This is a genomic window from Pseudomonas sp. PvP100, assembly GCF_017833055.1.
GTDB lineage: Bacteria > Pseudomonadota > Gammaproteobacteria > Pseudomonadales > Pseudomonadaceae > Aquipseudomonas > Aquipseudomonas syringae.
Map to the genome: position 1 here is coordinate 5,277,401 of NZ_JAFIBO010000001.1, position 25,152 is coordinate 5,302,552.

Here is a 25,152-nt window from a genome sequence, read left to right on the forward strand (position 1 = left end):
ATAGCTTCAGGGGGAACGGGTCGCCAGGCAAGTGGGCGTTGAGGTTTGTTCAGCCGTCGATGGGAGCAGGGCTCCCGTCAGAGGTGTTCATCAGCCCGTACGTCACTCGCTGAGAGGCTGCCAGCTACCGACCATATGCACGATGCCCTCCTGGCCTTCGACACGGAACTGGCCTTGCGAGCCAGCGGCACTGGCCGACAGCGTCACGTCTGCAGGCAGGCGTACAGGCTTCTGGAACTGCACGCTGATCTCGACATTCGAGGCCGGCAAATGCTCGCCCAGCGCCGCGAGCGTACGGGCCTTGAGCCACATGCCGTGGGCGATGGCGCGTGGAAAACCGAACAGCCTGGCGCTGGGGGCGCTGAGGTGAATCGGGTTGTAGTCGCCCGACACCTTGGCGTACTCGCGGCCTATCTGCGTCGTTGCCCGCCAGCCTTGCAGCTCGCTGAGTGGTAGTGGCGCGGCTTCGGGATAGCTCACCGGGCTGTCTTCCAGATGCACGGCGGTGCACAGCATGGTGCTTTCTTCTTCCCACAACAGCCCCATGCCGTCTTCGGCCTGAGTGACCAGCGTGAACGTTGCACCCTTGGCGTGCGGGCGCAGATCAGTGGCCAGAACACTGATGTACAACTGGCTCACCCCGCCCAGTGGACGATGCGTACGGGTGCGATTGGCGAGGTGAATCAACCCCAGCAGCGGAAACGGAAATTCCTCGGAGGTCATCAATTGCATTTGCAACGGAAACGCCAGCACGTGCGGATAGGTCGGAGGCAGCAGGCTGCTCTCCTCGAATCCGCAGACCTTGCGGTACGCTTCAAGCTTGTCGGTATCGACCGCGATCCAGCTGCGCAAGCCCAGATCGGGTAGCTGCATCCCGGTGACCTTGCGCTTGAGCGCTGCCTGGATGAACAGGTTGGACAGGGGCTGCAGGGAATTGAGGTAGCGCCAGTGAGCCGTCATCATCCATCTCCTTGAATTCGATGCGGGACCTCAGGCCCCGATCACGTTTTGACCACATACACGTAGAACCTGACCGCTCACCGCGCCGCTGCCCGGCTGGCTGAACCACGCCACTGCTTCGGCAACGTCCTGGGGCGAACCGCCCTGACCCAGCGAACTCATGCGCCGCCCGGCTTCACGCAGAGTGAACGGCATGTGCGCGGTCATTTTGGTTTCGATGAAGCCCGGCGCGACGGCGTTGATGCTGATGCCGCGTGACTTGAGCCCGGGGGCCATGGCCCGTGCAAAACCGATCAGCCCGGCCTTACTGGTGGTGTAGTTGGTTTGCCCGCGATTACCGGCGATACCGCTGATCGAGGCCATGAGCACGATCCGGGCGTTATCCTTCAAGGCTCCCGCATCGAGCAGCACCTGAGTCAGCACTTGCGGCGCATTGAGGTTGACCGCCAGTACCGAGTCCCAGAAATCTTCCGGCATGTTGACCAGTGTCTTGTCGCGCGTGATGCCGGCGTTGTGCACCAGTATGTCGACGCCGTCCGGCAGGTGTTCGAGCAATTGTGCCGGGGCATCGGCCGCGCAGATATCCAGTGCCAGAGCCTGACCGCCAAGCCGCGAGGCGAGTGCTTCCAGCTCGTTTTTGGTCTGCGGTACATCCAGCAGAATGACCTGCGCACCATCACGGGTCAGGGTTTCGGCTATAGACGCGCCTATGCCGCGTGCAGCGCCCGTCACTACTGCCTTGCGTCCGGCCAGCGGGCGGGTCCAGTCCTGCACCTTGCTCGGGCAGGCACTCAGGTGAACGAACTGGCCAGAGATGAACGCTGCCTTGGGCGTGAGGAAGAAGCGCAGGGCACCCTCCAGTTGATCCTGCGCGTCGTCATCCACCTGCAGCAACTTGACCGTTGCGCCATTGCGCACTTCCTTGGCCAGTGAGCGGCTGAAGCCTTCGATGGCCTGTTGAGTGCTGGCGGCCAGCGGATCAGCGAGTGTCTCGGGGGATTTGCCGAGGATGACCACATGCGCGCAGTGATCGAGGTTGCGTAGCAGCGGCTGAAAGAAGTCCCGCAACTGCCTGAGCTGATCGGTGCGCAGGATCTGGCTGGCGTCGAAAACCACTGCTTTCAGGCGCGGTCCCTGGTTGGACACCCACGTGGTGGCGCCGGGCATGTCGCTGCCGAAGCTGTACAGCGAGTCGGTCAGACGGCTGGCGAACTGGCGAACCTGATCCCCCAGCGGTCCTGCGCTGATCAGCAAGGTCCCTTCGACGGGGCGCAGACGTCCGGCCTGCCAGCGCTCCAGGTGAGTGGGGGCGGGCAGACCGACGGCCTTCACCAGGCGCCGACCCATGTCGGAGTTGGCGAAATCAATATAGCGATCTGACGGCATGGAACACTCTCCTGAAGTCGGGGTTCAAAGGAATGGACCACGGTGGCATGACGTTTGTTCTTGCGATCGACACGGCTCATTCATTCGCTTGAAGAAAGGGAGTTTTCCATGACGCATCCTCGTCGGGTCGCCATCGTCGGCGGTAACCGCATTCCGTTCGCACGCTCCAATGGCCCTTATGCCACGGCCAGCAATCAGGACATGCTCACGGCTGCTCTGGAAGGGTTGATCGAGCGCTTCAATCTGCACGGGCTGCGCATGGGCGAGGTGGTGACGGGCGCGGTGCTCAAGCACTCCAGAGACTTCAACCTGACCCGCGAATGCGTGCTCGGCTCGCGGCTTTCGGCACAGACCCCGGCTTACGACATTCAGCAAGCGTGCGGTACGGGGCTTGAAGCGGCGTTGCTGGTGGCCAACAAGATCGCTCTGGGGCAGATCGAGTGCGGCATTGCCGGCGGCGTGGACACCACGTCCGATGCGCCGATCGGCGTCAACGAGGGGCTGCGCAAGATCCTGCTGCAGGTAAACCGCAGCAAGACGCCCGGTGACAAGCTCAAGGCCCTGATTCAGTTGCGTCCACACCACCTCAAGCCGGAGCTGCCCCGTAACGGCGAGCCACGCACGCGCTTGTCGATGGGCCAGCATTGCGAGCTGATGGCGCAGACCTGGGGCATAGAGCGTGGGCCGCAGGATCAGCTGGCGCTCGAGAGTCACCTGAAAATGGCGGCAGCCTACGCCGAGGGCTGGCAGGATGATTTGATGACGCCGTATCTGGGGCTGATCCGTGACAACAACCTGCGTCCGGACCTGACGATTGAAAAGCTGGCCAGCCTCAAGCCCGCGTTCGAGCGCAGCGCCAAGGGCACCTTGTCGGCGGGCAATTCGACACCGCTGACCGATGGCGCGTCGGTGGTGTTGCTGGCCAGCGAGGAATGGGCTCGCGAGCGGGGCCTGCCGGTGCTGGCCTACTGGCGCGATGGCGAGGCCGCAGCGGTGGATTTCGTCAACGGTGCAGAAGGGCTGCTGATGGCGCCGGTCTACGCCGTTCCGCGCCTGCTGGCCCGCAATGGCCTGACCCTTCAGGACTTCGATTACTACGAAATCCACGAAGCCTTCGCCGCGCAGGTGCTGTGCACCCTCAAGGCCTGGGAAGATGCCGACTACTGCAAGACCCGTCTGGGCCTGGACGCGCCGCTGGGGTCGATTGATCGCAGCAAACTGAACGTCAAGGGCAGCTCACTGGCTGCCGGCCACCCGTTCGCTGCGACCGGAGGCCGCATCGTCGCCAACCTGGCCAAGCTGCTGGACGCGGCAGGCAGCGGACGCGGATTGATTTCGATCTGTGCCGCAGGCGGCCAGGGCGTGACGGCGATTCTGGAGCGTTAGGCAAATGGCTGGGGTCATGGGCATAATCCACAACTGAACTACGCAGAGCATGGGCACGATCACGGTCTACCTGTCGACTATCGTTTCTCACGCTCCAGTGGAATGCATGTCGTGACGCTCCGCGTCACACCCGTGCGCGGAATGATCGATCAGCATTATTGGCCTGTAACGTCGAGGTAAGGCATGGGGTTCATCATTGGGGTATCGGTACTGCTGATTCTGATCGGCACCGTGCTCTATCTGTTCGACAAAGGCGCGCAGACTCGCTGGCTGAGGCCGTATATCGGGCTGATGCTGATCGGTCTGCTGATCGGCGGGATGGGCTTGCTGGTGGGGTTGGTCTCCGATGAAATAGAGGTTTATTTCCTGCTGGTGGCCAAATGGGTCATCGCGGTGACCGGTATCATGTTCTGCCTGCGACTGATCGTACTGATCGCCAAGCGCTTCATCGCCAGAAATTGAGCATGCAATCCGCCCATGTGTGACAGGACAACGTGGAAAATCACTTCAAGTTTCTGACCCTGCCCAAGACCTCGGGCGAGGTCGCCAACGTCTTCATTCACGGCTATTCGTCAGGGCATGATCTGGATGACCGACGCCTGTTGGCCAACAGCATCCCCGGCGCTTTGCGCCAGAGTGTGAACATTCTGGCGTTCTGGCCATCCAGCCATTTCACCCAAATGGACAACCGTTCCCGTGGCTTGCTGATGGCTGCTGTCCGTTTGCACCCGCTCGCGGGCGCGGCGGCGCTGGCGGGGGACCGGGTCGTTCACTTTGCGCGTATCCGCAACCGTGCCCGCGACATGGGCAAGGTGCTGTTGGCGCAGCTGGATCGCTACCTGTTCGAGCATCATCCCGACGTCAAGCAAGTCAACTTGATCGGCCATTCACTGGGCGGCCGGCTGCTGGTCAGCGCACTCAAGGACCTGCAGCAGACACCCGAGCACGGGTTGGTGGTGGGCGATGTATTGCTGATGGCCGCTGCAGTGCGTATCGATGCCGCCGAGGCCGAACTGCTCAAGCAGAGAATCAGCGGACGGCTGATCAATGCGTATTCCACGGAAGATCATGTGCTCTTGCTGAATCTGGGCGAGAAGAGCCTGGGGCGCACGCCGGTCGAGCACTTCGAGAATGTGCGCATGCAGGGTTATCGCCATCACCATTACTGGCAGCGCTTGCAGGAAGTATTGATTGCCACTCGCTTCAGTGGCTGTGAAGGGCTGGAAACCGGCATTACGGTGCTACCGACAATGACCCGCGACCCGGTCCTGCAGGACGTCTGGCTGCACAGCGTTCTGGCCCGTTCGCCGGACTACGTGCTGGAGGCGGCCATCAAGCACCTGCGCAGCAGTCGCTGGACGCGCCTCAAGGCCACTGAAGCGGACCGCACCTACGCCTTCGTGCGCGAATTCCAATTGGTCGCCGGGCATTTTCTGATCAACGCCGCCCGGCGTCGGGGCGTGCCTTATACGCGAGTGCTGGGCATGCTGGCGCGGCAATACGGTCTGGGCGACGCGCTGCACCAGTGCGCGACGGTGGTTGAAGTGGAAGAGCTGCTGCTCAGAACGTTCTTTCGCCATGCGTTCAACAGCGCGCACCCGCTGGTGCAGATGCCGCGTGCCAGTGTCCGCGCGATGAGCTGGGATATCTATGCCGCGCATGTCGATGCCCTGGCCGAGCGCCTGACCGTGGCGGCATTTTTCAAGACCGCCCAGCCCGACGAGGCGCCCGGCGCGGTCAAGGGCTTGCTGGGTGCAATTCGCCAGGCCCCGGTGCAACGCTTGCTGACGCACTTCGGCACTGCGCTGCGGCCGGGTTATTCCGCACTGATCCCAACGGTGGCAATCGTCTTCTACGCGCGCGTCACGCTGGATGATGACGCGCTGATGTAAGCCGTATTCACGCGGCTTGAGCTTCTTCCAGCGCGGCGGCCGAAAGCTGCTGGCGATGGCGACTGGCGTAGCTCTCGGCGATGATCGAGCACACGATCAACTGCATCGGGTGGTAGATCATGATCGGCAACAGAATCAGGCCAAGCCCCGGATTGCTGCCGAAAATCAGTGCGGCCATCGGCGCGCCCGCAGCGAGGGACTTCTTGGTAGCGCAGAACACCGCCGCGACCTTGTCGGCATGATCGAACTTGAGCACCCGCGCCGTGCGGGTCGTCATCAACAGGATCACCGCCAGCAGCAGCGCGGTGCCGACGAACGCCGTCAGGATCACGCTGTTGCCCTGGCTTTGCCACATGCCGGAGATCATCGAGTTGCAGAACGCCGCATACACCAGCAGCAGAATCACCAGCTTGTCGATCAGGTTGGTGTATTTCTTGTGACGGGCGAAGAACTTGCCCAGCAACGGCCGCATTAACTGGCCAAGCACCAGTGGCAGCAGGAGCATGGCGCACAGGTCGAGCAGCGTATCGCCCAGATCGATCCCGCCAGCGCCGGTGCCGACCACCAGGCTGACCAGCCACGGGGTGATAAAAATCCCGATGACGCTGGACATGCTGGCGTTGAGAATCGCTGCCGGGACATTGCCGCCTGCGCTGCCGGTCAGCGCCACCGAGGAGGAAATGGTCGAGGGCAGGGCGCACAGGTAAAGGAAGCCCAGCATCAGCAGCGCCGGCACCTGCGAGCCCAGCAGCTTGTTGCACGCCAGCCAGATCAGCGGGAACACCACGAACGTGAAGACCTGGATCATCACGTGCAGACGCCAGTTGGTCAGGCCTTTCTTGATCTGCTCGCTGGACAGGTTCACGCCATGCAGAAAGAACACCACGAACACGCCAACCTTGATGACGTATTCAGCGTGCATGTTGCCGCCGGTAGCGCCGAAACGCGGAAAGAAGTAGGCCAGCACCGTCGCCAGGACCATGCCCCAGAGGAACCAGTCGGTGGCGACGCGTTTGAAGTGTTTGAGTGATTGCATGCGGGGTCCGGAGAATTTTTGTAAACAGAGATGCGTGCAGGCTACTCTGTTGCTCCATAGCCGTCTTGCGACATAAGGCCATAAGATGCCGAGTAACGGACAGATCAATCAGCGGCAGCCCGCGGGCGAACGGCAGATACCGGCGTTGTCCGGCCTGCCGCGCCCGCTGTATGCCCGTGCCGAAAGCCTCAGCGCCGGTTCGTGGACGCCGCCCCATCGCCACGACTGGGTGCAGTTTTCCTACGCGATCAGCGGGGTTCTGGGGGTGCATACCGCCGAGGGCAGTTTCTTTGCGCCGCCGCAGTGGGGCGTCTGGGTGCCTGCCGGGCTTGAGCATGAGGTGGTGACCTCCATGCGCGCCGAAATGCGCAGCCTGTACATTCGCACGGCTGATTCGGGGTGGGCACCGCAGCGCTGCCGGGTACTGGAAGTCACGCCGCTGGCCCGCGAGCTGATCAAGAGCTTCTGCCTGTTGCCCGTGGATTATCCTGAGCAGGACAGTCATGAGGCGCGACTGGTGCAGGTCCTGCTGGATCAGCTGGCGCAATTGCCCGAAGTCGGCTTCTCACTGCCGTTGCCACGTCATCCGCGTTTGCTGGGGCTGTGCAACGAGTTGATCGAGGAGCCGGGGCGGTTGATCACCCTGCATGACTGGGCTGCCCGTCTCGGGACCTCCGAGAAAACCCTGATGCGAATGTTTCAGCGCGAAACCGGATTGAGCTTTCGCGGCTGGCGGCAGCGGGCACGGCTGCTGTCTTCGCTGTCTGCACTGGAAGAGGGCGCCAGTGTGACGCATACCGCGCTGGCCTGCGGTTATGACTCGACGTCAGCGTTCATCGCCGCGTTCAAGGGTTTGTTCGGCCATACCCCCGGTGACTTGTTCAAGTAAGGCCTGGATGCCTTGTGCACTAACGAGTGCAGCCAACGCTGTTTTTTCTGTTCTTACATGTTTTGTCCCGGAATATCTTTCACATGCTGTACGGCACGAAAGGTGCTTTAAACCGGGGGATTGCGTGGTTTTTTCTTAAAAAACCTTTCAATCCACAGGGGGTTACCCCTACTCGCTGGCGGAGGATTGCCGTATAACGGCAACAATCGCGTATCTGGCAACAAAGGACCCACAATAAAAGCTGATGAAAACTCCTAAACGCATTGAACCCCTGATCGAAGACGGTCTGGTCGACGAGGTGCTGCGCCCGCTCATGAGTGGTAAAGAGGCAGCTGTTTATGTGGTGCGTTGCGGCAATGAGCTGCGGTGTGCCAAGGTTTACAAGGAGGCTAACAAACGCAGTTTCCGTCAGGCGGCCGAGTATCAGGAAGGTCGCAAGGTACGCAACAGCCGTCAGGCCCGAGCCATGGCCAAGGGCTCGAAGTTCGGGCGCAAGGAAACCGAAGACGCATGGCAGAATGCCGAAGTGGCTGCGCTGTTTCGTCTGGCTGGCGCAGGTGTCCGGGTGCCCAAGCCGTACGACTTCCTGGAAGGCGTGCTGCTCATGGAACTGGTGGCTGACGAGTATGGCGATGCAGCGCCGCGTCTGAACGACGTTGTGCTGGAGCCGGATCAGGCGCGCGAGTATCACGCATTCCTGATCGAGCAGATCGTGCTGATGCTGTGTGCCGGTCTGGTGCACGGTGACCTGTCCGAGTTCAACGTGCTGCTGGCGCCGTCCGGTCCGGTCATCATCGACTTGCCGCAAGCGGTCGATGCCGCGGGCAACAACCACGCGTTCAGCATGCTGGAGCGCGACGTCGGCAACATGGCGCTGTACTTCGGCCGCTTCGCGCCGGAGCTCAGAAAAACCAAGTACGCCAAGGAAATGTGGTCGTACTACGAGGCAGGCACCTTGTCGCCTGCCACGGTGCTGACCGGCGAATTCGATGAGCCGGAGGACGAAGCCGATGTGGGCGGCGTACTGCGCGAAATCGAAGCCGCCCGCCTCGACGAAGCCCGCCGCCAGGCAGCGCGTGCGGCAGACGATGCGCCACCGAGCAAATCCACCGAAGAACCACCACCGCCGTGGATGCAGTAAGGCCCTTTCGCGAGCAAGCTCGCTCCCACAGGGAGTGCGTGTGGCAGGCGCTCCGCCGAGTGATGCAGTAAGACCCTTGTGGGAGCCAACTTGCTCGCGAAGGCGATTGGTCAGGCGCGCTGTTTTCTGAGCATTTACGGGCCCTTTCGCGAGCAAGCTCGCTCCCACAGGGAGTGCGTGTGGCAGGCGCTCCGCCGATTGAATGCAGTAAGACCCTTGTGGGAGCGAGCTCGCTCGCGAAGGCGATGGATCAGGCGCGCTGTTTTCTGAGCATTTACGGGCCCTTTCGCGAGCAAGCTCGCTCCCACAGGGAGTGCGTGTGGCAGGCGCTCCGCCGATTGAATGCAGTAAGACCCTTGTGGGAGCGAGCTTGCTCGCGAATGCGATGGATCAGACGCGCTGTTTTCGGAGCCTGTACGGGCCCTTTCGCGAGCAAGCTCGCTCCCACAGTGAGTGCGTGTGGCAGGCGCTCCGCCGATTGCATGCAGTAAGCCCCTTGTGGGAGCGAGCTTGCTCGCGAAGGCGATGGATCAGACGCACTGTTTTCGGAGCCTGTACGGGCCCTTTCGCGAGCAAGCTCGCTCCCACAGGGAGTGCGTGTGGCAGGCGCTCCGCCGATTGAATGCAGTAAGCCCCTTGTGGGAGCGAGCTTGCTCGCGAATGCGATGGATCAGACGCGCTGTTTTCGGAGCCTGTACGGGCCCTTTCGCGAGCAAGCTCGCTCCCACAGTGAGTGCGTGTGGCAGGCGCTCCGCCGATTGCATGCAGTAAGCCCCTTGTGGGAGCGAGCTTGCTCGCGAAGGCGATTGATCAGGCGCGCTGTTTTCTGAGCATTTACGGGCCCTTTCGCGAGCAAGCTCGCTCCCACAGGGAGTGCGTGTGGCAGGCGCTCCGCCGATTGAATGCAGTAAGACCACTGTGGGAGCGAGCTCGCTCGCGAAGGCGATGGATCAGGCGCGCTGTTTTCGGAGCCTGTACGGGCCCTTTCGCGAGCAAGCTCGCTCCCACAGGGAGTGCGTGTGGCAGGCGCTCCGCCGATTGAATGCAGTAAGGCCCTTGTGGGAGCGAGCTTGCTCGCGAATGCGATGGATCAGACGCACTGTTTTCGGAGCCTGTACGGGCCCTTTCGCGAGCAAGCTCTCTCCCACGGAGCGCGTGCAGGCGCTCCATCGAGTGGATGCGGTGAGACCCTTGTGGAAGTGGCTAGCAACACCCGCCTGATGCCAGGTCCTTGAGGATCGGGCAGTCGGGGCGGTCGTCGCCTTGGCAGTGTTCCACCAGTTCCTGAAGCGTGTCGCGCAGGCTCGCCAGTTCGTCGATTTTGCGGTTCAGCTCGGCGATATGCTGACGGGCCAATGCCTTGACGTCGGCGCTGGCCCGCTGGCGGTCCTGCCAGAGGGTCAGCAGTTTGCCGACCTCTTCCAGAGAAAACCCCAGATCCCTTGAGCGCTTGATGAACGCCAGTGTGTGCAGATCGTCCGCGCTGTACAGGCGATAGCCGCTGTCGCTGCGATGGGCCGCCTGCAACAGGCCGATGGACTCGTAATAGCGGATCATCTTCGCGCTCAAGCCACTGGTTTTCGCCGCCTGACCGATATTCATGGTGCGTCCTCCAGGTCGCGGGGTTTCCAGGTTTTCAGCAGCAGCGCATTGCTCACCACGCTGACACTCGACAGCGCCATGGCCGCGCCCGCCAATACCGGATTGAGATAGCCCAGCGCCGCGAGCGGAATGCCGATCAAGTTGTAGACGAACGCCCAGAACAGGTTTTGGCGGATTTTCGCGTAGGTCCTTCGGCTGATGTCCAAGGCTGCCGGAACCAGTCGCGGATCGCCGCGCATCAGGGTGATGCCCGCTGCATGCATGGCGACATCGGTCCCGCCGCCCATCGCGATACCGACATCCGCTGCCGCCAGCGCCGGGGCATCGTTGATGCCGTCACCGACCATCGCCACCACATGGTGGCTTTTCAGTTGAGTGACAGTGGCCGCCTTGTCGGCAGGCAGTACTTCGGCATGCACGTCGTGTATCCCCAGTGCCCTGGCAACCACCTGAGCACTGCCACGGTTATCGCCGGTCAACAGATGGCTGCTGATGCCCCGCGCATTCAGCGCTCTGATCGCCTGATCGGTTCCGGGCTTGAGCGTGTCACCAAAAGCAAACATACCGATCACCTTTGGCTCCGGAGCCTGCTCGATGAGCCAGGACAGCGTGCGCCCCTCGGCTTCCCAGATGCGCGCGGACTCGGCCAGATCGCCCATTGGCAGGCCGCTTTCCTCCAGCAAACGTCGATTGCCCAACGCCAGCTCAAGGCCCTCAACGGTACCAGCGATGCCCCGGCCGCTCAGGACGCGGCTGTTTTGCGCGGCATCAGGCGTGAGTTGCCATTCATGACAGACATCCAGCACCGCTCTGGCCAAGGGGTGTTCACTGCCGCGTTGCAGCGCGCCCGCCAGTTGCAGAAGGTGTTCTTCATTGCCCAGCACCGCGCTCATGTTGGTGATACGCGGCGTGCCCGAAGTCAGCGTGCCGGTCTTGTCGAACACCACTGCATCGACCTCGTGAGCCCGTTCCAGTGCCTCGGCGTCCTTGATCAGAATGCCGTAACGCGCTGCCACGCCGGTCCCGGCCATTATCGCTGTCGGTGTCGCCAGGCCCAGGGAGCAAGGGCAGGCGATCACCAGTACGGCGACGGCATTGATCAGCGCAACTTCAAGCGAGGCACCGACCAGCAGCCAGCCGGCCAGTGTGAATAAGGCAATCACCAACACGGTGGGCACGAACACCTGGCTGACTTTATCCACCAGTTTCTGGATTGGAGCCTTGCCTGCCTGTGCGTCTTCGACCAGACGAATGATGCGCGCCAGCACCGTTTCCGCGCCCAGCGCCGTGGTCCTGATCAGCAACTGGCCTTCGCCATTAATTGCCCCACCGGTGACCTTGTCGCCCGGTTGCTTGACCACCGGCAGGCTTTCACCGGTGATCAGCGCTTCGTCGGCATGGCTGCGGCCTTCGACCACTTCGCCGTCCACCGGAAAACGTTCGCCGGGTTTGACCAGCACCCGATCATCGAGCTGCAGCGCGCTGATCGCCACGTCCTGTTCAAGGCCGTCGACCACCCGCAGGGCGCGCTCCGGGCGCAGTGCTTCAAGGGCGCGGATGGCACTGGCGGTCTGGCGCTTGGCGCGGCTTTCCAGGTATTTGCCCAATAGCACCAGCGCGATCACCACCGCCGATGCTTCGAAGTACAAGTGCGGCGTCGTTCCGGGCGCAGCATGCAGCCATTGATAGACGCTCAGGCCGTAGCCGGCGCTGGTACCGATGGCAACCAGCAGGTCCATATTGCCGGCACCTGCGCGCACGGCTTTCCAGGCGGCCACGTAAAAGCGTGCGCCAAGTATGAACTGCACCGGCGTCGCCAGCGCAAATTGCAACCATGCAGGCAGCATCCAGTGCACGCCCAGCGGTGACAGCAACATCGGCAGGATCAACGGCAGCGCCAGCAGGATGGCCAGCAGCAAGGCCCATCGTTCGTGGTGCAGGTGACGGGCTTTCTGGTCGGCTTCTGCGTGACGATCCTGGCTCAGCGTGGCGCCATAACCGGCACGGCTGACGGCGTCGATCAGGGTTTGCGGATCGGTGTGCGCTGCGGTGTCTACATGGGCGCGTTCATTGGCCAGGTTGACCGTCACGCTGTTGACTCCCGGCACTTTGGCCAGGGCACGCTCGACCCGACCTGCGCAACTGGCGCAGGTCATGCCGCTGATCGGCAGGTCGAAGGTGGTGGTGTCTGGCATGTGAATCACTCCCTGAGGCTGGCTACCTGCAAGGATCAACCTTGCCATACGGGCAAGGTCAAGCGCGAATCAATAGTTCAGGTCGGCTTTCTTGAGGTACATCCCGTTCAGGTCGGCTGCGATGCGGTACTTGAGGATGTCCCCCGCGCGCAGCTGGATCTTGGTGCTGCGCGGCGCTTCCATGCCGGGCTCACAGCCCACGACGTTGCCGCGCAGGGTGCTCAGCCGCACGGAGACTTCACCGGCAGGCAGGTTGAAGGACACCGAGTCTTCCTGAAACAGCCTGCCGGCCAGACGGTCCTGCACGTAGATGCCGATCTCGCAGGAAGTCGCGACTTCCAGGCGCTCTCGGGAAATGATCAGGATGCCGTAGTCCTGAGCCGCCTGAGTGGCAGGTGTGATAGCCAGGAAACCGAGAATGCTGAAGAGGCTGACTGCTGACCAGCGCATCGCTGATACTCCTGATGTAAATGTGGCTGACGATAGAGGTGTCGATAACCCAGCTTGGCTCACGATTACGCCGAATACCAGCCCGGCAGCAATGGCAGAAACTTGACCTTGCCATCATGACAAGGTTGAAGATGCTCGCTGTTCATTACTGAAGGGGTGACATCATGCAGTTATTCAACGTTCAAGGCATGACCTGCGGCCATTGTGTTCGTGCGGTGACCGAGGCAATCAAACATGAAGATCCGAGCGCCGAAGTTCAGGTCGAACTGGCCAGCAAGCAGGTCAAGGTGCAAAGCAGCCTGTCGCCCGAGCGTATTGTCAGTCTGATCAGCGAAGAGGGTTATCAGGCGCAGCCGGCATGACCCAGACCCGGGAGATCGACGCGGTCTCCCGGTCTGTAAACATTGAAAATTTTTGAATTAATTCCCCCGTTCGTCGTTCTCTGCAAGGTAAGCCGGGTAAACTAGCCCGTTGCTCTGCATCTGTGAATGGACACCCGATGAATCTACGAACGATCCTTATCCTTGGCTCATTGAGCGCCTTCGGCCCTCTGGCCATCGACTTCTATCTTCCTGGCTTTCCAGCCATGGCCTCGTATTTCGGGACCGATGAAAAACACGTACAACTGACTCTGGCCGCCTATTTTTTGGGGCTTTCCCTGGGGCAATTGGCTTATGGTCCTGTGGCTGACCGATTCGGTCGGCGCATTCCGCTGCTGGTCGGTGTGACCCTGTTCATGCTCGCCTCGGTCGCCTGTGCCTTTGCGCCGAGTCTTGAATGGCTGATTGCTGCGCGCTTCGTGCAGGCGCTGGGTGGCTGTGCCGGGATGGTCTTGTCACGCGCCATCGTCAGCGACAAGTGCAACGCCGTCGAGTCGGCCAAGGTCTTCTCGCAACTGATGCTGGTCATGGGGCTGGCACCGATTCTGGCTCCGATGCTGGGCGGTGTGCTGGTCAGCACCTTTGGCTGGCAATCGATCTTCGTCAGCCTCTCCCTGTTCAGCGGCGCCTGCCTGGTGGCGGTTGCACTGGGGTTGCCGGAAAGCATGCCGGCCACCACACCGCGCCAGCCATTGAGCGGCGCGCTGGGGCAGTACCTCAATCTGTTCAAGGACAGTGTGTTCATCGGTCATGCGCTGACCGGTGGCATCGCCATGGCCGGGATGTTCGCCTACGTCGCAGGCTCGCCGTTCGTGTTCATCAAATTGTATGGCGTGCCGGCCGAGCACTACGGCTGGTTGTTCGGGATGAATGCGGCGGGCTTCATTCTGGCGGCGCAGATCAACGCGCGTATTCTGCGCAAGACCGGTCCGGCGTTTTTGCTGTCGCGCATGGTCTGGGTCTATCTCGCTGCGGGGCTGGTGTTGCTGGCGATCAGCTTGCTGCGCACCGAGGCGCTTTGGCCGCTGCTGGTGCCGCTGTTCATCTGTGTGGCAAGCCTGGGCTGCATCATCCCCAATGCGTCGGCCTGCGCCATGAATGGCCAGTGGGCACGCGCGGGCAGTGCCTCGGCGTTGCTGGGTTGTCTGCAGTTCAGCGTCGCCGCCGTCGCCGCCAGTCTGGTGGGCTTGCTGCACGACGGCACGGCTACACCGATGGCGTTGGTCATCAGCCTGTGCGGCGTGCTGACCGTGGGCCTCTCGGTGCTGACGCGACGTGCACAGGCCCGGCGCGACGCATCGCTTCAGACCGCCTGATCGCCAAAGCGATGATGTCAGTCGCGCCGGGCGTGACTGACATCATCGACTTCATACGGCGCAGACCTCTACGGCTCAGAAGCCTTCCAGTACGATCTTGCCCTTGGCCTTGCCGCTTTCCAGCAAGGCATGAGCGCGGCGCAGGTTTTCGGCATTGATGGTGCCGAAGTGCTCACCGAAGGTGGTTTTCAATGTTCCGGCGTCGATCAGCTCGGCAACCCGGTTGAGCAGATTGTGCTGCTCGATCATGTCCTCGGTTTCGAACATCGACCGCGTGTACATGAACTCCCAATGCAGCGACAGGCTCTTGCGCTTGAGTTTCGACACGTCCAGCGACTTGGGATCGTCGATCAGCGCCAGCTTGCCTTGTGGCTTGAGCGCCTCGACGAGCTGATCCAGATGCTGTTCGGTCTGGGTCAGGCTCGCCACATGAGTCACGTGTTTGAGGCCGACGCGTTTGAGCTCTTCGCTCAGCGGCTTGCTGTGATTCAGCACGTGGTGCGCACCCAGTTCATTGACCCAGCTTTCGGTTTCGGGCCGCGAGGCGGTGCCGATGACTTTCAGCGATGTCAGTTTGCGCGCCAGCTGGGTCAGTATCGAACCCACGCCCCCGGCGGCGCCGACGATCAGCAGGCTGTGTGCGCCTTCACCTTTTTGCTGCGGGATCTGCAGTCGCTCGAACAGCAGCTCCCAGGCGGTGATGGCTGTCAGCGGCAGCGCCGCCGCATGGGCGAAGCTCAGGCTCTTGGGCATGTGGCCAACGATGCGTTCATCCACCACGTGCAGCTCGCTGTTGGCACCCGGCCGGGTGAGGGAACCTGCGTAGAACACCTTGTCGCCCGGCTTGAATAGCGTGACCTGGCTGCCGACGGCCTTCACCACACCCGCCACGTCCCAGCCGAGCACCTTGCCTGCACCGTCTTCAGGCTGGACGTTCTGGCGGATCTTGGTGTCCACCGGGTTTACAGAGATGGCCTTGACCTCGACCAACAGATCGCGATCGCCAGCAGTCGGCTCGGGCAGTTCGATATCCTGCAATGATTTTACGTCGCTGATGGGCAGGGACTGGTAGTACGCAATGGCTTTCATGTCAGGGCCTCTCCGAAGAAAAAAGTGATGAAGAGATCATTGGCTATTTCCAGTAAAGATAAAACCCGCTAAAACGGCAGGCTCTTTCAATTTTATTTTGATAATGCGAGGCCTTGATGCTGCGTTTTGATGACTTGCAGTTGTTCGTACGTGCGGCGGATCTGGGCAGCCTTTCTGCCGCAGCGCGGGTCATGGACATGTCTGCGGCGGTTGCCAGCGCGGCGCTCAAGCGTATCGAACGGCAACTGGGGACGCGCTTGCTGGCCCGTTCGACGCGCAGCCTGCGCCTGACTGCCGAAGGCGAGGGGTTTCTGGAATACGCGCGTGCTGCACTGGGCAGCCTCGAGGAGGGGCGGCGCTTGCTGGCCAGCAGCCAGGACCGTTGCGAGGGCGTGCTGCAACTTTCGGCACCTTCGGATCTGGGGCGCAACGTGCTGTTGCCGTGGCTCGACGAATTTCAACAGCAGCACCCGCAACTGACTGTGCGTCTGCTGCTGGGTGATCGTATTGCCGATCTGTTCCGCCAGCCTGTCGACGTGGCGCTGCGCTACGGCGAGCCGGAAGATTCCAGCCTGGTCGCCCTGCCGGTGTTGCCTGACAACCGCCGGGTATTGTGTGCGGCGCCGAGTTACCTGCAGCGTCATGGCGAGCCGCATCAGGTCGAGCAACTGGCGCAGCATAACTGCCTGCTGTTCATGCTCGGTGATCGTGTTCATGACCGCTGGACGCTGAACGACGGCAAGCGAGAAATCAGTCTGACAGTCAGCGGCAACCGGTTCAGCGACGATGCCGACGTCGTGCGCCGTTGGGCGGTTGCGGGCGAAGGTGTGGCGTACAAATCCTGGCTGGACGTGGCCGCAGATGTGCGGGCCGGGCACCTGAAAGTGTTGATGCCTGACCTGATCGGGGAGCGTGCGCCATTGAACCTGTTGTGCGCGCATCGGGCGCAACTCAGCAAGCCTGTCATTCTGTTACTGGAAATGCTCAGATCACGGTGTAAGCAACATGCTGTAAGTCTGTCGTCCGCGAGCGTGTTTTAATCGCCGCGCCCCAGTAGGAAATGGCCTTCGGAAGTGTCGGAAAATATAATTTTCGAAGGCCGTTCAATAACGCGAAGTTTCGCTGCCGGAATAAAGTTGAAACTGACTGTTGTTGAGTGGATTTGGCATTTTTGTCATAGCCATTACGCTTGTCTTTTTAATCCTCTTTTGAAGTGTCGCTGCAAACCCCTTGTATAGAGGGGTTGCGGCGTAGCCGTGGTAACAACTTGGTGTTCAAGGCGCGCTCTACAGTCAGGCGTTTTTTTGCGTCGTGGTGTGCCCACCGTTTGTAAGAGGCGTTTTTCACCCACCGGGGGCGCAGGGCATAGAGTTTATACTTGTCATGACATATAAGAGCCACGTTCAACTCTATCGAGGCGTGATTGCTTTCACCCAGTCATCACCATAGATGAATGTTTCAACAGGGAGTGAACACATGGAATACGGACCTTGCATCAGCCAGATCGCAACCTTGCTGGCCGACCCCAAGCGCAGCGCAATGATCTGGGCACTGATGGATGGTACTGCTCGCCCTGCCGATGAATTGGCAATCCTGGCGGGACTCTCGACTTCTTCTGCTGGCGCCCATCTGGCGCGGCTGACCAGTGGCGGTCTGTTGAAACAGGAGGTCCGCGGCCGCAAGCGCTTCTTTCGCCTCGCTGCGCCGGAAGTGGGGGCGGCGGTCGAGGCCTTGGCCTGTGCTTCGCTGGCCAGTGCTGAACAGATCAATCGTCGCTTTGCCCAGCCCACGCCGCCCTTACCGCTACGCCGCGCAAGAATCTGCTCCGATCATCTGGGTGGCGAAATGGCTGCCGAGCTTTATCAGCGCCTGCTGGAAGCCGGCTGGATAGAGCAGCAGGAGAAGCGCGTGGAGGTCACCAGTAAGGGGGTGGCCAGATTTGCCGAACGCGGCATCTATATACCCGCGCTGGCGCAACGCAAGCGTGAAACGGTCTGTGTCTGTCCGAAATGGAACGATCGCAACCCGCATCTGGGCGGCGCGCTGGGGGCGGGGTTGTTGCAGCTGTTCATTCAGATGGGCTGGCTGCGCACCACTGAAGAGTCCAGCACCTTGCAGGTCTCATCCAGTGGGCAGCGGGAAATCAGCAAGATCGCAGCGGCGGCCTGACGGAGCGACAGGTGTGGCGCGCTCCTCCCCTATCGTGCCAATGCTCCGCGTTGGCATGCAGTACCGGACGCTCTGCGTCCTCTGCGGCGCGGAGCGTGAGGAACGATGGGGGTAGCCGCTCAATCCCTCTTTAGGGCTTGACCAGTCGTGCATCCAGGCTGTTTTGCGCCAGGCGTCTGGCCTGATCTTCGGTCATGCCCAGGTGGGTGTACAGCGCGTGGAAGTTCTCGGTCACGTAGCCACCGAAGTAGGCCGGGTCGTCCGAGTTGACGGTGACCTTCACGCCGCGCTCGAGCATGTCGAGGATGTTGTGCTGGGCCATGTCATCGAACACGCAGAGCTTGGTGTTGGACAGCGGGCAGACGGTCAGCGGGATCTGTTCGTCGATGATGCGCTGCATCAGCCGCTCGTCTTCGATGGCGCGCACACCGTGATCGATGCGCTCGATCTTCAGCAGGTCCAGTGCTTCCCAGATGTATTCGGGCGGACCTTCTTCCCCGGCGTGGGCCACAGTCAGGAAGCCCTCGTTGCGCGCGCGATCGAACACACGCTGAAACTTGCTCGGCGGGTGGCCCATCTCCGAGCTGTCGAGGCCCACGGCAACGAACGCATCACGGAACGGCAGCGCCTGATCGAGGGTTTTTTCAGCTTCTTCCTGGGACAGGTGACGCAGGAAGCTCAGGATCAGGCCGCTGTCGACGCCCAGCTTCGACTTGCCGTCTTTCAGCGCACCGGTAATCCCGGCCAGTACCACTTCGAACGGGATGCCACGGTCGGTGTGGGTTTGCGGATCGAAGAACGGTTCGGTGTGGATAACGTTTTGTGCCTTGCAGCGCAGCAGGTAGGCCCAGGTCAGGTCGTAGAAGTCCTGCTCGGTGCGCAATACGTCTGCGCCCCGGTAATACAGATCGAGGAATTCCTGCAGGTTGTTGAAGGCATACGCCTTGCGCAGGGTTTCGACGTCATCCCACGGCAGGGCAATCCTGTTGCGCTCGGCCAGGGCGAACAGCAACTCGGGTTCCAGCGAGCCTTCGAGGTGCAAGTGCAGTTCTGCCTTGGGCAGGGCGTTCAACCAGTCGTACATATTCTTTTCTCATCAGGTGCAGATCCCGGGCATTCTACAGATGCACGTCGCTGCGCAGGGTAAAACCTGACCGAACGTTCAACTTGCCTCCTGTTCGCGGCGATAAGCGTAGGTATCCGCGAAGCGCGACAGCAGAAATTCGGCGCAGGTGGTCACCGGATAGCGGGCCGGATGATCGTCGCTTTGGCAGCCGGGCAGGCATTCGATGCGCGTGTCGGGGTGCGGTTCGGCGAAGAACGGCATGGAGTAGCGATCAACCCCGAGCGGGCTGATGACCCGGTGCGGCGTGGACAGATAACGATCGTTGCTCCAGCGCGCCATCATGTCGCCCAGATTGACCACGAAGGTACCGTCAAGCGGTGGCGCGTCGATCCATTCGCCACGCACATCACGCACCTGCAAGCCGCCTGCCGTGTCCTGATACAGCAAGGTGATGCAGCCGTAATCGGTATGCGCGCCTGCGCCTTGTTGCTCGGCCGAGGTCGCCGTATCACGCGGCGGGTAATGAATCATGCGCAGCACGCTGACCGGGTCCTTGAAGCGCTGATCGAAGAAATCGCGCTCGATGCCCAGCGCCAGGGTCATGGCGCGCAGCAGGGTTTGCGCCAGCGCCTGCATGTCCAGATAGTGTTGTTCCATCAGGGCTTCCCAGCCGGGAATGTCCGGATGCCGGTTTGGCCCACGCAGCGGTTTACCCGCCAGCACATCGGGATGACGGGCATCCAGGTGCAGGCCCATGTCGAAGGTTTCCTTGAGGTCGCTCGGCAGGCTGGGGTCCAGTTGTTCGGTGGCGATGGCGCCGTAGCCGCGATGGTGCGTGCTTTGGGTGATATCGATCAGGAGCTTTTCAGCAGCCGGCCTGGCGAAAAAGTCCTTCGCCGCCGATTGCACCTGTTCGATGCGTTGCGCGCTGATCGGGTGGCCCTTGATGTAAAAGAAACCCCACGCCCGACAGGCACTGTCGATTTGCCGGGCGACATCCTGCCAGGCCTGAGTGTCCGTGCCGTAGAGCGGGGCGATGTCGATGACGGGAAGCTGGTCCATTAACCGGTCCTGAAAGGGAAGTGTCGATGATCGTGCCTGGCGCGGCAGGCACGATGGTCAGGCAGCTGACGTGCTGATTACTTCGGCAGCTCGGCCTTGATGCCTTCGACGTAGTAGTTCATCGACGCCAGCTCGGCGTTGGTCGCGACCACGCCGTCAGCAATTTTCACAGTGCCGTTCTGGTCCTTGATCGGGCCGGTGAACGGGTGGAATTCGCCGCTTTCGATGCTGGCGATGATCTTCTGCGCCTCGGCCTTCACATCAGCAGGCACCACGTCGCTGATCGGCAATTCGACCGTTCCTTCCTTCAGGCCGCCCCAGTAATCCTGTGGTTTCCAGGTGCCCGCGATGGCGCCTTCGGCCGCCTGGATATAGTGCGGGCCCCAGTTGTTGACGATGGAGGTCAACACTGCTTTTGGTCCGAAGTGAGCCATGTCCGAGGCATAGCCGACGGCATACACGCCACGACGCTCGGCGGTCTGGATCGGCGCAGGACTATCAGTGTGCTGGAATACCACGTCCACGCCCTGATCGATCAACGCGTTGGCCGCATCGGCTTCCTTGCCCGGATCGAACCAGGAGTTGACCCACACCACCTTGATCTCGGTACCCGGGTTGTATTTGTTCAGCGCCAGCTGGATGGCGTCGATGTCGCGCAGCACTTCAGGAATCGGGAACGAGGCGACATAACCGATCTTCTTGGTCTTGGTCATCTTCGCCGCGATGTAGCCGCTCACGTAGCGACCTTCATAGGTACGGGCCAGATAAGTGCCCATGTTCTTGTCCTGCTTGTAGCCGGTCGCGTGCTCGAACTTCACCTTGGGGAACTGCTTGGCGACTTTCAGGGTGGGGTTCATGTAGCCGAACGAGGTACTGAAGATCAGGTCGTAACCGCCCTTGGCCATGTTACGGATAACCCGCTCGGCGTCTGCACCTTCCGGCACGTTTTCCACGTAGCTGCTGGTGACCTTGTCACCCAGCGCCTTGACCATCGCCTGACGGCCCTGTTCATGCTGATAGGTCCAGCCGTGGTCGCCGATAGGGCCGATGTAGACGAAGCCGACTTTCAGCGGATCGGCTGCCGAGGCGAGCAGGCTGGAGCCGAGGCCGACAACGGCGGCGACGGCGCACAGCAGTTTTTTCAGGGGACGACGTGGGTTGGTCAGGTGCATCGGGTCTAGCTCCTTGCGGTCTTGTTGGAATGCCTACCCGAGCAATGCAATTAACTGACCAACAGGACAACTTACGATGCGGGCTTGCTCCCTGCGCAGCGCTCCTACGGCCTTCGGCCAGAATCAAAAGCAGTTTTGTGTATAGCCAGAGTGCGGCGGGAAGGTGCAGACGCTGTGAGCTGCGCCGCTAACTGGTGCAGCGCGTACTGCGCTCGACGATGCACATCGGCGTGCCTGCCACAGGTTCGCGCATGATCTGCACTTGCACATCGAACACCTGGCAGACCAGCTCGGCCGTCAGCACATCGCTCGGCGCGCCGCAGGTCACCATGCGTCCGCCCTGCATGACCGCCAGATGGTCGGCGTAGCGGCAGGCCTGATTGATGTCGTGCAGCACGGTAATCACCGTCTTGCCTTCGGCACTCAGTTCGCGCATCAGGTCCAGCAGTTCGACCTGGTGGCTGATGTCCAGATAGGTGGTCGGCTCGTCGAGCAGGACGATGGCCGCGTCCTGCGCAAGGATCATCGCCAGCCAGGCGCGTTGTCGTTGCCCGCCGGACAGATCGGACAGCGGGCGCTCGGCCAGCGTGTCCAGTTCCATGCGCTGCAAGGCCTGATCGACACTGTGCTGATCGACGCCACTCAGACGTCCCCACAGGCTGTTGTGCGGACTGCGACCGTACGCCACCAACTGGCGTACGCTGACGCCTTCCGGAATTGGCAGCACTTGCGGCAGAAAAGCGACCTTGCGCGCCAGTTCGTTGGCCGACAGCTGACCGTAGGCGGTGCCATCCAGGCTGAGACTGCCCGATTGCGGGGTGAGAATCCGTGCGAAGGCCTTGAGCAGGGTGGATTTGCCGCAACCATTGGGGCCGATCAGCGCAGTGACCTGCGCAGGCGGCGGGCTGAACGACAGGTCTTGCACGATGCGCGTCGCGCCGTAGCCGATGTCGAGTTGCTGCGCCTTCAGAATAGTCATGGGATCAACCTTTGAATCGGGCCAGCAGCCAGAGGAAGTACGGAGCGCCGATCACTGCCGTGAGAATCCCGGCCGGAATTTCGCTGGGTGCGATCAGCGTGCGGCCTAGCGTATCGGCCAGCACCAGTAATAACGCGCCGAGGACCATGGAAGCGGGCAGCAGGTAATGATGATGACCGCCGACCAGACGGCGAGCCATGTGAGGTGCGACCAGACCGACGAAGCTCACCGGGCCAATAATGCCAACCCCGAGGCTGGTCAACAGCACGGCACTGCCCATCGCCAGCCAGCGCGTACGCGTGAGGCCGGTGCCCAGGCTCTGTGCCGCCTCGTCACCCAGGCCGATCAGGTTCAGCGGTTTGGCCAGCAGCACGCTGAGCGGGATCAGCAGCAGAAGCGGCGTGGCCAGCAAGACGTGGTGCCAGTTGCGGCTCCACAGGCTGCCGGTCAGCGCCAGCAGGGCGGTGTTGATATCCAGCGGGTTGGACAGGATCAGGAACTCGGTGATGCTCGACAACGTCACTGCAATCGCGACCCCGGACAACGCGAAACGCACGCCGGAAAACTGCACGCCGGTGTTGTACAACGCCAGCAGCAGCGCTCCCGCCGCGCCGCCCAGACACGCCACAAACGGCAGCGCCGACACCGGTAACTGCGGCAGGCCGATAATCGCGATGGTCAGCGCCAGCCCGGCGCCTTGAGTGACGCCGAGGATTTCCGGCGAGGCCAGCGGGTTGCGAATCACGCCTTGCACGATGGCGCCAGCCAGGCCGAACGCGCAGCCGGTCATGATCGCGATCAGGCCGCGTGGCAGGCGGTGATTCCAGACCTCGAAGTCCTTGCTGTCGTGGGCGATCAGGTGATCGAGCACGGCGTCGGGTGTCAGCCATACGGTGCCAGCGCTGAGGCTCAGCAGCAGGGCGAGTGCCAGCAGAGTCATCAGCAGCAATAGCCTTGAGCGCGGGTGGTTCATAGCGCACGCCTCGCCAGAAACAGAAAGAACGGCGCGCCGATCAGTGCCGTCACCACCCCGGCCGGTGTTTCCACCGGGAAGGCCACGGCACGGCTGATCAGGTCCGAGGCCAGCACGATGGCCGCGCCCAGGCCGGCGCTGATCGGGATCAGCCAGCGGTAGTCATTGCCCAGCCACTGGCGAGCGATGTTCGGCGCGATCAGGCCGACAAAGCCGATCGGCCCGACTGCACAGACACTGGCACCGACCAGCAGCAGGCTGACCACGAATACCAGCAGGCGCAACGCGCCGATACGCACGCCCAGCGAACGCGCGGCGTCTTCGCCGAGGTTGATCAGGTTAAGGCGTGGCGCACAGACCACCGCCAGCACCACGCCGATCAGCGTGCACGGCCAGAGCAGTTGCAATTGTGCGGCACCGACATTGGCCAGCGACCCAGCCAGCCAGTTGAGGACACTTTGCGCCTGCGCCTCGACGAGAATCACGGTGAGGCGGGTCAATGCGGCGCACAGTGCTGCGACGGCAACGCCTGCCAACACCAGTCGGCCCTGAGCCGTGGCGGGTGACCAGGCACCGCCAAGACTGAACACGGTGATCCACGCCAGCGCACCGCCAAGGCAAGTCATCAGCAGTGCGCCACCGGGGAAGGGCAGGGCGACCAGACCGGTGGAAAACAGCGCCAGCCCCAATGCGGCGCCTGCGGTAACGCCAAACAATGAAGGAGACGCCAGACGGTTGCGGGTGATGCCCTGCATCAACGCGCCGGCCACGCCCAGGCAGGCACCGACCAATGCTGCGCACAAGGCACGTGGCACGCGCAGTTGCGCGACGATGTAAGCGATATTGCCGCCCTCGCGGCCCTGCGTGATCAGTCCGTTCCAGGCATCCACCTGGCGAATGCTGAACGACGACAGGGCGAACAGCGACACCCAGAACAATCCCAGGCAGGCCGCGATGATTACGCCCGCCATCAGCCAGCGGCGCATTTACGGGTTCAGCACGGCCTTGCCGCCCTTGAGCACGGCAAGCGCATCGTCGGCGATCTGCTCGGAGGCCATGATCCCGCGATTGCGCGCCCAGCTGTCGCCATCCACTTCGGCCACCTGCTTGTTACGCACCGCGCCCAGCACCTGCCACAGCGGCTGCTTGCTCCAGCTGTCGACGATGCTCGGACGGCGATAATGGCCGACCAGCAACCAGCCCGGGTCCAGGGCCAGCAGTTGCTCCAGGCTGACGAATTCGGTGGGCGCGGCGTTTTTGCGTACTTCCGGGACTTTCAGACCGATCGCCTGCAGCACGCTGCCTGCGTAAGAGTGCGGGCCGTGTACCGAGAAGCTGTCTTCGCGGGCGACGCCGAACAGCACGTTGGTGTTGGCCGGAATCTGCTCGGCGATAGTCTTCAGGTGCTGTCGGTTTTCCTCGATGCGCGCTTGCATCTGCGGCCCCTTGCCCAGCGCGACGCCGATCAGTTCGGCAGACTTCAGGCTACCCTGATAATCCTCACCGCGTGACGGCAGCATCAGGGTCGGCGCCAAGCTGGTCAGGTCGTTGTACAGCGCCTGATGGCGACCGAGGTCGGCAATGATCAGGTCCGGCTTGAGCCGCGCGATCACCTCTATATTGGGTTGCGAACGCAGGCCCACCGACTGCCATTCACCGACGGCCTTGCGCACCTTGGGCAGCACGCGGTTGGCATCGCCATCGTCCGCCGCGCCGACGGGTGTCACGCCCACCGATGCCAGCCCGTCGAGAAACGAAAACTCCAGCACCACCACACGCTTGGGAGTATCAGGCAGGTGGACTTTGTGTTGGCCGTCATCGATGTCGATAGGCGCGGCCTGGGCGAGGCTCGCGATCAGGGTCAGCAGGCCGCAAGCCAGCAGATGCGGAAGTCGAAAAGCACGCATGGCAAAGGTCCTTTCTAACAAAGCGGAATCATGAAAAGCAGGCGCGCCCTGAAGGCCGCGAAGAAAACGGCGGGCGCTATTGATGAAAACGGCGGGCACTAT

At 61.9% G+C, this 25,152-nt stretch carries 23 protein-coding genes; 9 read left to right on the forward strand and 14 right to left on the reverse strand.

Features of this window, described 5'->3' with window-relative positions; genetic code table 11:
* Positions 1 to 102: 102 nt before the first annotated feature.
* Positions 103 to 960, reverse strand: coding sequence for a MaoC/PaaZ C-terminal domain-containing protein (locus JOE39_RS22790; RefSeq protein ID WP_210078664.1), 858 nt, complete (start codon positions 958 to 960; stop codon positions 103 to 105).
* Between the two features lie 30 nt (positions 961 to 990).
* On the reverse strand, positions 991 to 2,346 hold the full coding sequence (locus JOE39_RS22795) for a 3-oxoacyl-ACP reductase (RefSeq protein WP_003422269.1): 1,356 nt from the start codon (positions 2,344 to 2,346) through the stop codon (positions 991 to 993).
* A gap of 108 nt (positions 2,347 to 2,454) precedes the next feature.
* Here JOE39_RS22795 and JOE39_RS22800 point away from each other — a divergent pair, with 108 nt between their 5' ends.
* The 3 genes from JOE39_RS22800 to JOE39_RS22810 all read left to right on the forward strand — a co-directional run bounded on the left by JOE39_RS22800 (position 2,455) and on the right by JOE39_RS22810 (position 5,624).
* Positions 2,455 to 3,732 (forward strand): acetyl-CoA C-acetyltransferase, encoded by a 1,278-nt coding sequence (locus JOE39_RS22800; protein ID WP_046266365.1) that lies wholly within the window; start codon positions 2,455 to 2,457, stop codon positions 3,730 to 3,732.
* A gap of 183 nt (positions 3,733 to 3,915) precedes the next feature.
* Positions 3,916 to 4,194, forward strand: coding sequence for a hypothetical protein (locus JOE39_RS22805; RefSeq protein WP_003307124.1), 279 nt, complete (start codon positions 3,916 to 3,918; stop codon positions 4,192 to 4,194).
* A gap of 32 nt (positions 4,195 to 4,226) precedes the next feature.
* Positions 4,227 to 5,624 carry a DUF726 domain-containing protein gene (locus tag JOE39_RS22810; protein WP_046266366.1) on the forward strand — a complete coding sequence of 466 codons (1,398 nt, stop codon included), beginning with the start codon at positions 4,227 to 4,229 and terminating at the stop codon, positions 5,622 to 5,624.
* 7 nt (positions 5,625 to 5,631) lie between these two features.
* On the opposite strand, the gene JOE39_RS22815 is transcribed toward JOE39_RS22810, so the two are convergent.
* Positions 5,632 to 6,660 carry a bile acid:sodium symporter family protein gene (locus JOE39_RS22815; protein ID WP_003318658.1) on the reverse strand — a complete coding sequence of 343 codons (1,029 nt, stop codon included), beginning with the start codon at positions 6,658 to 6,660 and terminating at the stop codon, positions 5,632 to 5,634.
* A gap of 85 nt (positions 6,661 to 6,745) precedes the next feature.
* Here JOE39_RS22815 and JOE39_RS22820 point away from each other — a divergent pair, with 85 nt between their 5' ends.
* Positions 6,746 to 7,549 carry a helix-turn-helix transcriptional regulator gene (locus JOE39_RS22820; RefSeq protein ID WP_024661432.1) on the forward strand — a complete coding sequence of 268 codons (804 nt, stop codon included), beginning with the start codon at positions 6,746 to 6,748 and terminating at the stop codon, positions 7,547 to 7,549.
* A 244-nt stretch (positions 7,550 to 7,793) separates the two neighbouring features.
* Positions 7,794 to 8,690 carry a PA4780 family RIO1-like protein kinase gene (locus JOE39_RS22825; RefSeq protein ID WP_003318655.1) on the forward strand — a complete coding sequence of 299 codons (897 nt, stop codon included), beginning with the start codon at positions 7,794 to 7,796 and terminating at the stop codon, positions 8,688 to 8,690.
* A gap of 1,203 nt (positions 8,691 to 9,893) precedes the next feature.
* On the opposite strand, the gene cueR is transcribed toward JOE39_RS22825, so the two are convergent.
* The 3 genes from cueR to JOE39_RS22840 form a co-directional block, all read right to left on the reverse strand.
* On the reverse strand, positions 9,894 to 10,292 hold the full coding sequence (gene cueR, locus JOE39_RS22830) for a Cu(I)-responsive transcriptional regulator (protein ID WP_003393431.1): 399 nt from the start codon (positions 10,290 to 10,292) through the stop codon (positions 9,894 to 9,896).
* On the reverse strand, positions 10,289 to 12,487 hold the full coding sequence (locus tag JOE39_RS22835; RefSeq protein ID WP_122233679.1) for a heavy metal translocating P-type ATPase: 2,199 nt from the start codon (positions 12,485 to 12,487) through the stop codon (positions 10,289 to 10,291). Before JOE39_RS22835 ends, cueR begins: the two co-directional genes overlap by 4 nt.
* A 69-nt stretch (positions 12,488 to 12,556) precedes the next feature.
* On the reverse strand, positions 12,557 to 12,937 hold the full coding sequence (locus JOE39_RS22840; protein ID WP_003347985.1) for a hypothetical protein: 381 nt from the start codon (positions 12,935 to 12,937) through the stop codon (positions 12,557 to 12,559).
* Positions 12,938 to 13,101: 164 nt separating this feature from the next.
* Between JOE39_RS22840 and JOE39_RS22845 the strand changes: the two genes are divergently transcribed.
* Together JOE39_RS22845 and JOE39_RS22850 are read left to right on the forward strand one after the other, a co-directional pair.
* On the forward strand, positions 13,102 to 13,299 hold the full coding sequence (locus JOE39_RS22845) for a heavy-metal-associated domain-containing protein (RefSeq protein ID WP_003393427.1): 198 nt from the start codon (positions 13,102 to 13,104) through the stop codon (positions 13,297 to 13,299).
* A 137-nt stretch (positions 13,300 to 13,436) separates the two neighbouring features.
* On the forward strand, positions 13,437 to 14,633 hold the full coding sequence (locus JOE39_RS22850) for a multidrug effflux MFS transporter (protein WP_024649767.1): 1,197 nt from the start codon (positions 13,437 to 13,439) through the stop codon (positions 14,631 to 14,633).
* A 75-nt stretch (positions 14,634 to 14,708) separates the two neighbouring features.
* Here JOE39_RS22850 and JOE39_RS22855 read toward each other — a convergent pair whose 3' ends face one another.
* A complete protein-coding gene (locus JOE39_RS22855) occupies positions 14,709 to 15,722 on the reverse strand; it encodes a zinc-binding alcohol dehydrogenase family protein (protein ID WP_024661356.1) in 1,014 nt (337 codons plus the stop codon).
* Between the two features lie 116 nt (positions 15,723 to 15,838).
* Between JOE39_RS22855 and JOE39_RS22860 the strand changes: the two genes are divergently transcribed.
* Positions 15,839 to 16,762 carry a LysR family transcriptional regulator gene (locus JOE39_RS22860; protein WP_004414936.1) on the forward strand — a complete coding sequence of 308 codons (924 nt, stop codon included), beginning with the start codon at positions 15,839 to 15,841 and terminating at the stop codon, positions 16,760 to 16,762.
* Positions 16,763 to 17,198: 436 nt separating this feature from the next.
* A complete protein-coding gene (locus JOE39_RS22865) occupies positions 17,199 to 17,891 on the forward strand; it encodes a helix-turn-helix transcriptional regulator (protein WP_003393423.1) in 693 nt (230 codons plus the stop codon).
* 130 nt (positions 17,892 to 18,021) lie between these two features.
* Here JOE39_RS22865 and JOE39_RS22870 read toward each other — a convergent pair whose 3' ends face one another.
* From JOE39_RS22870 to JOE39_RS22900, 7 genes are all read right to left on the reverse strand, one after another.
* A complete protein-coding gene (locus JOE39_RS22870; RefSeq protein ID WP_003318645.1) occupies positions 18,022 to 18,975 on the reverse strand; it encodes an adenosine deaminase in 954 nt (317 codons plus the stop codon).
* A 78-nt stretch (positions 18,976 to 19,053) separates the two neighbouring features.
* Positions 19,054 to 20,019, reverse strand: coding sequence for a 2-oxoglutarate and iron-dependent oxygenase domain-containing protein (locus JOE39_RS22875; protein ID WP_032663140.1), 966 nt, complete (start codon positions 20,017 to 20,019; stop codon positions 19,054 to 19,056).
* Positions 20,020 to 20,096: 77 nt separating this feature from the next.
* A complete protein-coding gene (locus tag JOE39_RS22880) occupies positions 20,097 to 21,191 on the reverse strand; it encodes a BMP family ABC transporter substrate-binding protein (RefSeq protein WP_003347966.1) in 1,095 nt (364 codons plus the stop codon).
* Between the two features lie 187 nt (positions 21,192 to 21,378).
* Positions 21,379 to 22,170 carry a Fe(3+) dicitrate ABC transporter ATP-binding protein FecE gene (fecE, locus tag JOE39_RS22885; RefSeq protein ID WP_210078250.1) on the reverse strand — a complete coding sequence of 264 codons (792 nt, stop codon included), beginning with the start codon at positions 22,168 to 22,170 and terminating at the stop codon, positions 21,379 to 21,381.
* A 4-nt stretch (positions 22,171 to 22,174) separates the two neighbouring features.
* Positions 22,175 to 23,143, reverse strand: coding sequence for an iron chelate uptake ABC transporter family permease subunit (locus JOE39_RS22890; RefSeq protein WP_210078249.1), 969 nt, complete (start codon positions 23,141 to 23,143; stop codon positions 22,175 to 22,177).
* On the reverse strand, positions 23,140 to 24,129 hold the full coding sequence (gene fecC, locus JOE39_RS22895) for an iron-dicitrate ABC transporter permease FecC (RefSeq protein WP_024684449.1): 990 nt from the start codon (positions 24,127 to 24,129) through the stop codon (positions 23,140 to 23,142). The genes JOE39_RS22890 and fecC overlap by 4 nt, the downstream gene beginning before the upstream one ends.
* Positions 24,130 to 25,050, reverse strand: coding sequence for a Fe(3+) dicitrate ABC transporter substrate-binding protein FecB (locus JOE39_RS22900; protein ID WP_210078246.1), 921 nt, complete (start codon positions 25,048 to 25,050; stop codon positions 24,130 to 24,132).
* Between the last annotated feature and the right edge of the window lie 102 nt (positions 25,051 to 25,152).

What these genes read in the sequence shown, in the direction of transcription:
- JOE39_RS22790 (WP_210078664.1), bottom strand. Translation starts at nt 960, where the DNA reads ATGACGGCTCACTGGCGCTACCTCAATTCCCTGCAGCCCCTGTCCAAC.
- JOE39_RS22795 (WP_003422269.1), bottom strand. Translation starts at nt 2,346, where the DNA reads ATGCCGTCAGATCGCTATATTGATTTCGCCAACTCCGACATGGGTCGG.
- JOE39_RS22800 (WP_046266365.1), top strand. Translation starts at nt 2,455, where the DNA reads ATGACGCATCCTCGTCGGGTCGCCATCGTCGGCGGTAACCGCATTCCG.
- JOE39_RS22805 (WP_003307124.1), top strand. Translation starts at nt 3,916, where the DNA reads ATGGGGTTCATCATTGGGGTATCGGTACTGCTGATTCTGATCGGCACC.
- JOE39_RS22815 (WP_003318658.1), bottom strand. Translation starts at nt 6,660, where the DNA reads ATGCAATCACTCAAACACTTCAAACGCGTCGCCACCGACTGGTTCCTC.
- JOE39_RS22820 (WP_024661432.1), top strand. Translation starts at nt 6,746, where the DNA reads ATGCCGAGTAACGGACAGATCAATCAGCGGCAGCCCGCGGGCGAACGG.
- JOE39_RS22825 (WP_003318655.1), top strand. Translation starts at nt 7,794, where the DNA reads ATGAAAACTCCTAAACGCATTGAACCCCTGATCGAAGACGGTCTGGTC.
- cueR (WP_003393431.1), bottom strand. Translation starts at nt 10,292, where the DNA reads ATGAATATCGGTCAGGCGGCGAAAACCAGTGGCTTGAGCGCGAAGATG.
- JOE39_RS22835 (WP_122233679.1), bottom strand. Translation starts at nt 12,487, where the DNA reads ATGCCAGACACCACCACCTTCGACCTGCCGATCAGCGGCATGACCTGC.
- JOE39_RS22840 (WP_003347985.1), bottom strand. Translation starts at nt 12,937, where the DNA reads ATGCGCTGGTCAGCAGTCAGCCTCTTCAGCATTCTCGGTTTCCTGGCT.
- JOE39_RS22845 (WP_003393427.1), top strand. Translation starts at nt 13,102, where the DNA reads ATGCAGTTATTCAACGTTCAAGGCATGACCTGCGGCCATTGTGTTCGT.
- JOE39_RS22850 (WP_024649767.1), top strand. Translation starts at nt 13,437, where the DNA reads ATGAATCTACGAACGATCCTTATCCTTGGCTCATTGAGCGCCTTCGGC.
- JOE39_RS22855 (WP_024661356.1), bottom strand. Translation starts at nt 15,722, where the DNA reads ATGAAAGCCATTGCGTACTACCAGTCCCTGCCCATCAGCGACGTAAAA.
- JOE39_RS22860 (WP_004414936.1), top strand. Translation starts at nt 15,839, where the DNA reads ATGCTGCGTTTTGATGACTTGCAGTTGTTCGTACGTGCGGCGGATCTG.
- JOE39_RS22865 (WP_003393423.1), top strand. Translation starts at nt 17,199, where the DNA reads ATGGAATACGGACCTTGCATCAGCCAGATCGCAACCTTGCTGGCCGAC.
- JOE39_RS22870 (WP_003318645.1), bottom strand. Translation starts at nt 18,975, where the DNA reads ATGTACGACTGGTTGAACGCCCTGCCCAAGGCAGAACTGCACTTGCAC.
- JOE39_RS22875 (WP_032663140.1), bottom strand. Translation starts at nt 20,019, where the DNA reads ATGGACCAGCTTCCCGTCATCGACATCGCCCCGCTCTACGGCACGGAC.
- JOE39_RS22880 (WP_003347966.1), bottom strand. Translation starts at nt 21,191, where the DNA reads ATGCACCTGACCAACCCACGTCGTCCCCTGAAAAAACTGCTGTGCGCC.
- fecE (WP_210078250.1), bottom strand. Translation starts at nt 22,170, where the DNA reads ATGACTATTCTGAAGGCGCAGCAACTCGACATCGGCTACGGCGCGACG.
- JOE39_RS22890 (WP_210078249.1), bottom strand. Translation starts at nt 23,143, where the DNA reads ATGAACCACCCGCGCTCAAGGCTATTGCTGCTGATGACTCTGCTGGCA.
- fecC (WP_024684449.1), bottom strand. Translation starts at nt 24,129, where the DNA reads ATGCGCCGCTGGCTGATGGCGGGCGTAATCATCGCGGCCTGCCTGGGA.
- JOE39_RS22900 (WP_210078246.1), bottom strand. Translation starts at nt 25,050, where the DNA reads ATGCGTGCTTTTCGACTTCCGCATCTGCTGGCTTGCGGCCTGCTGACC.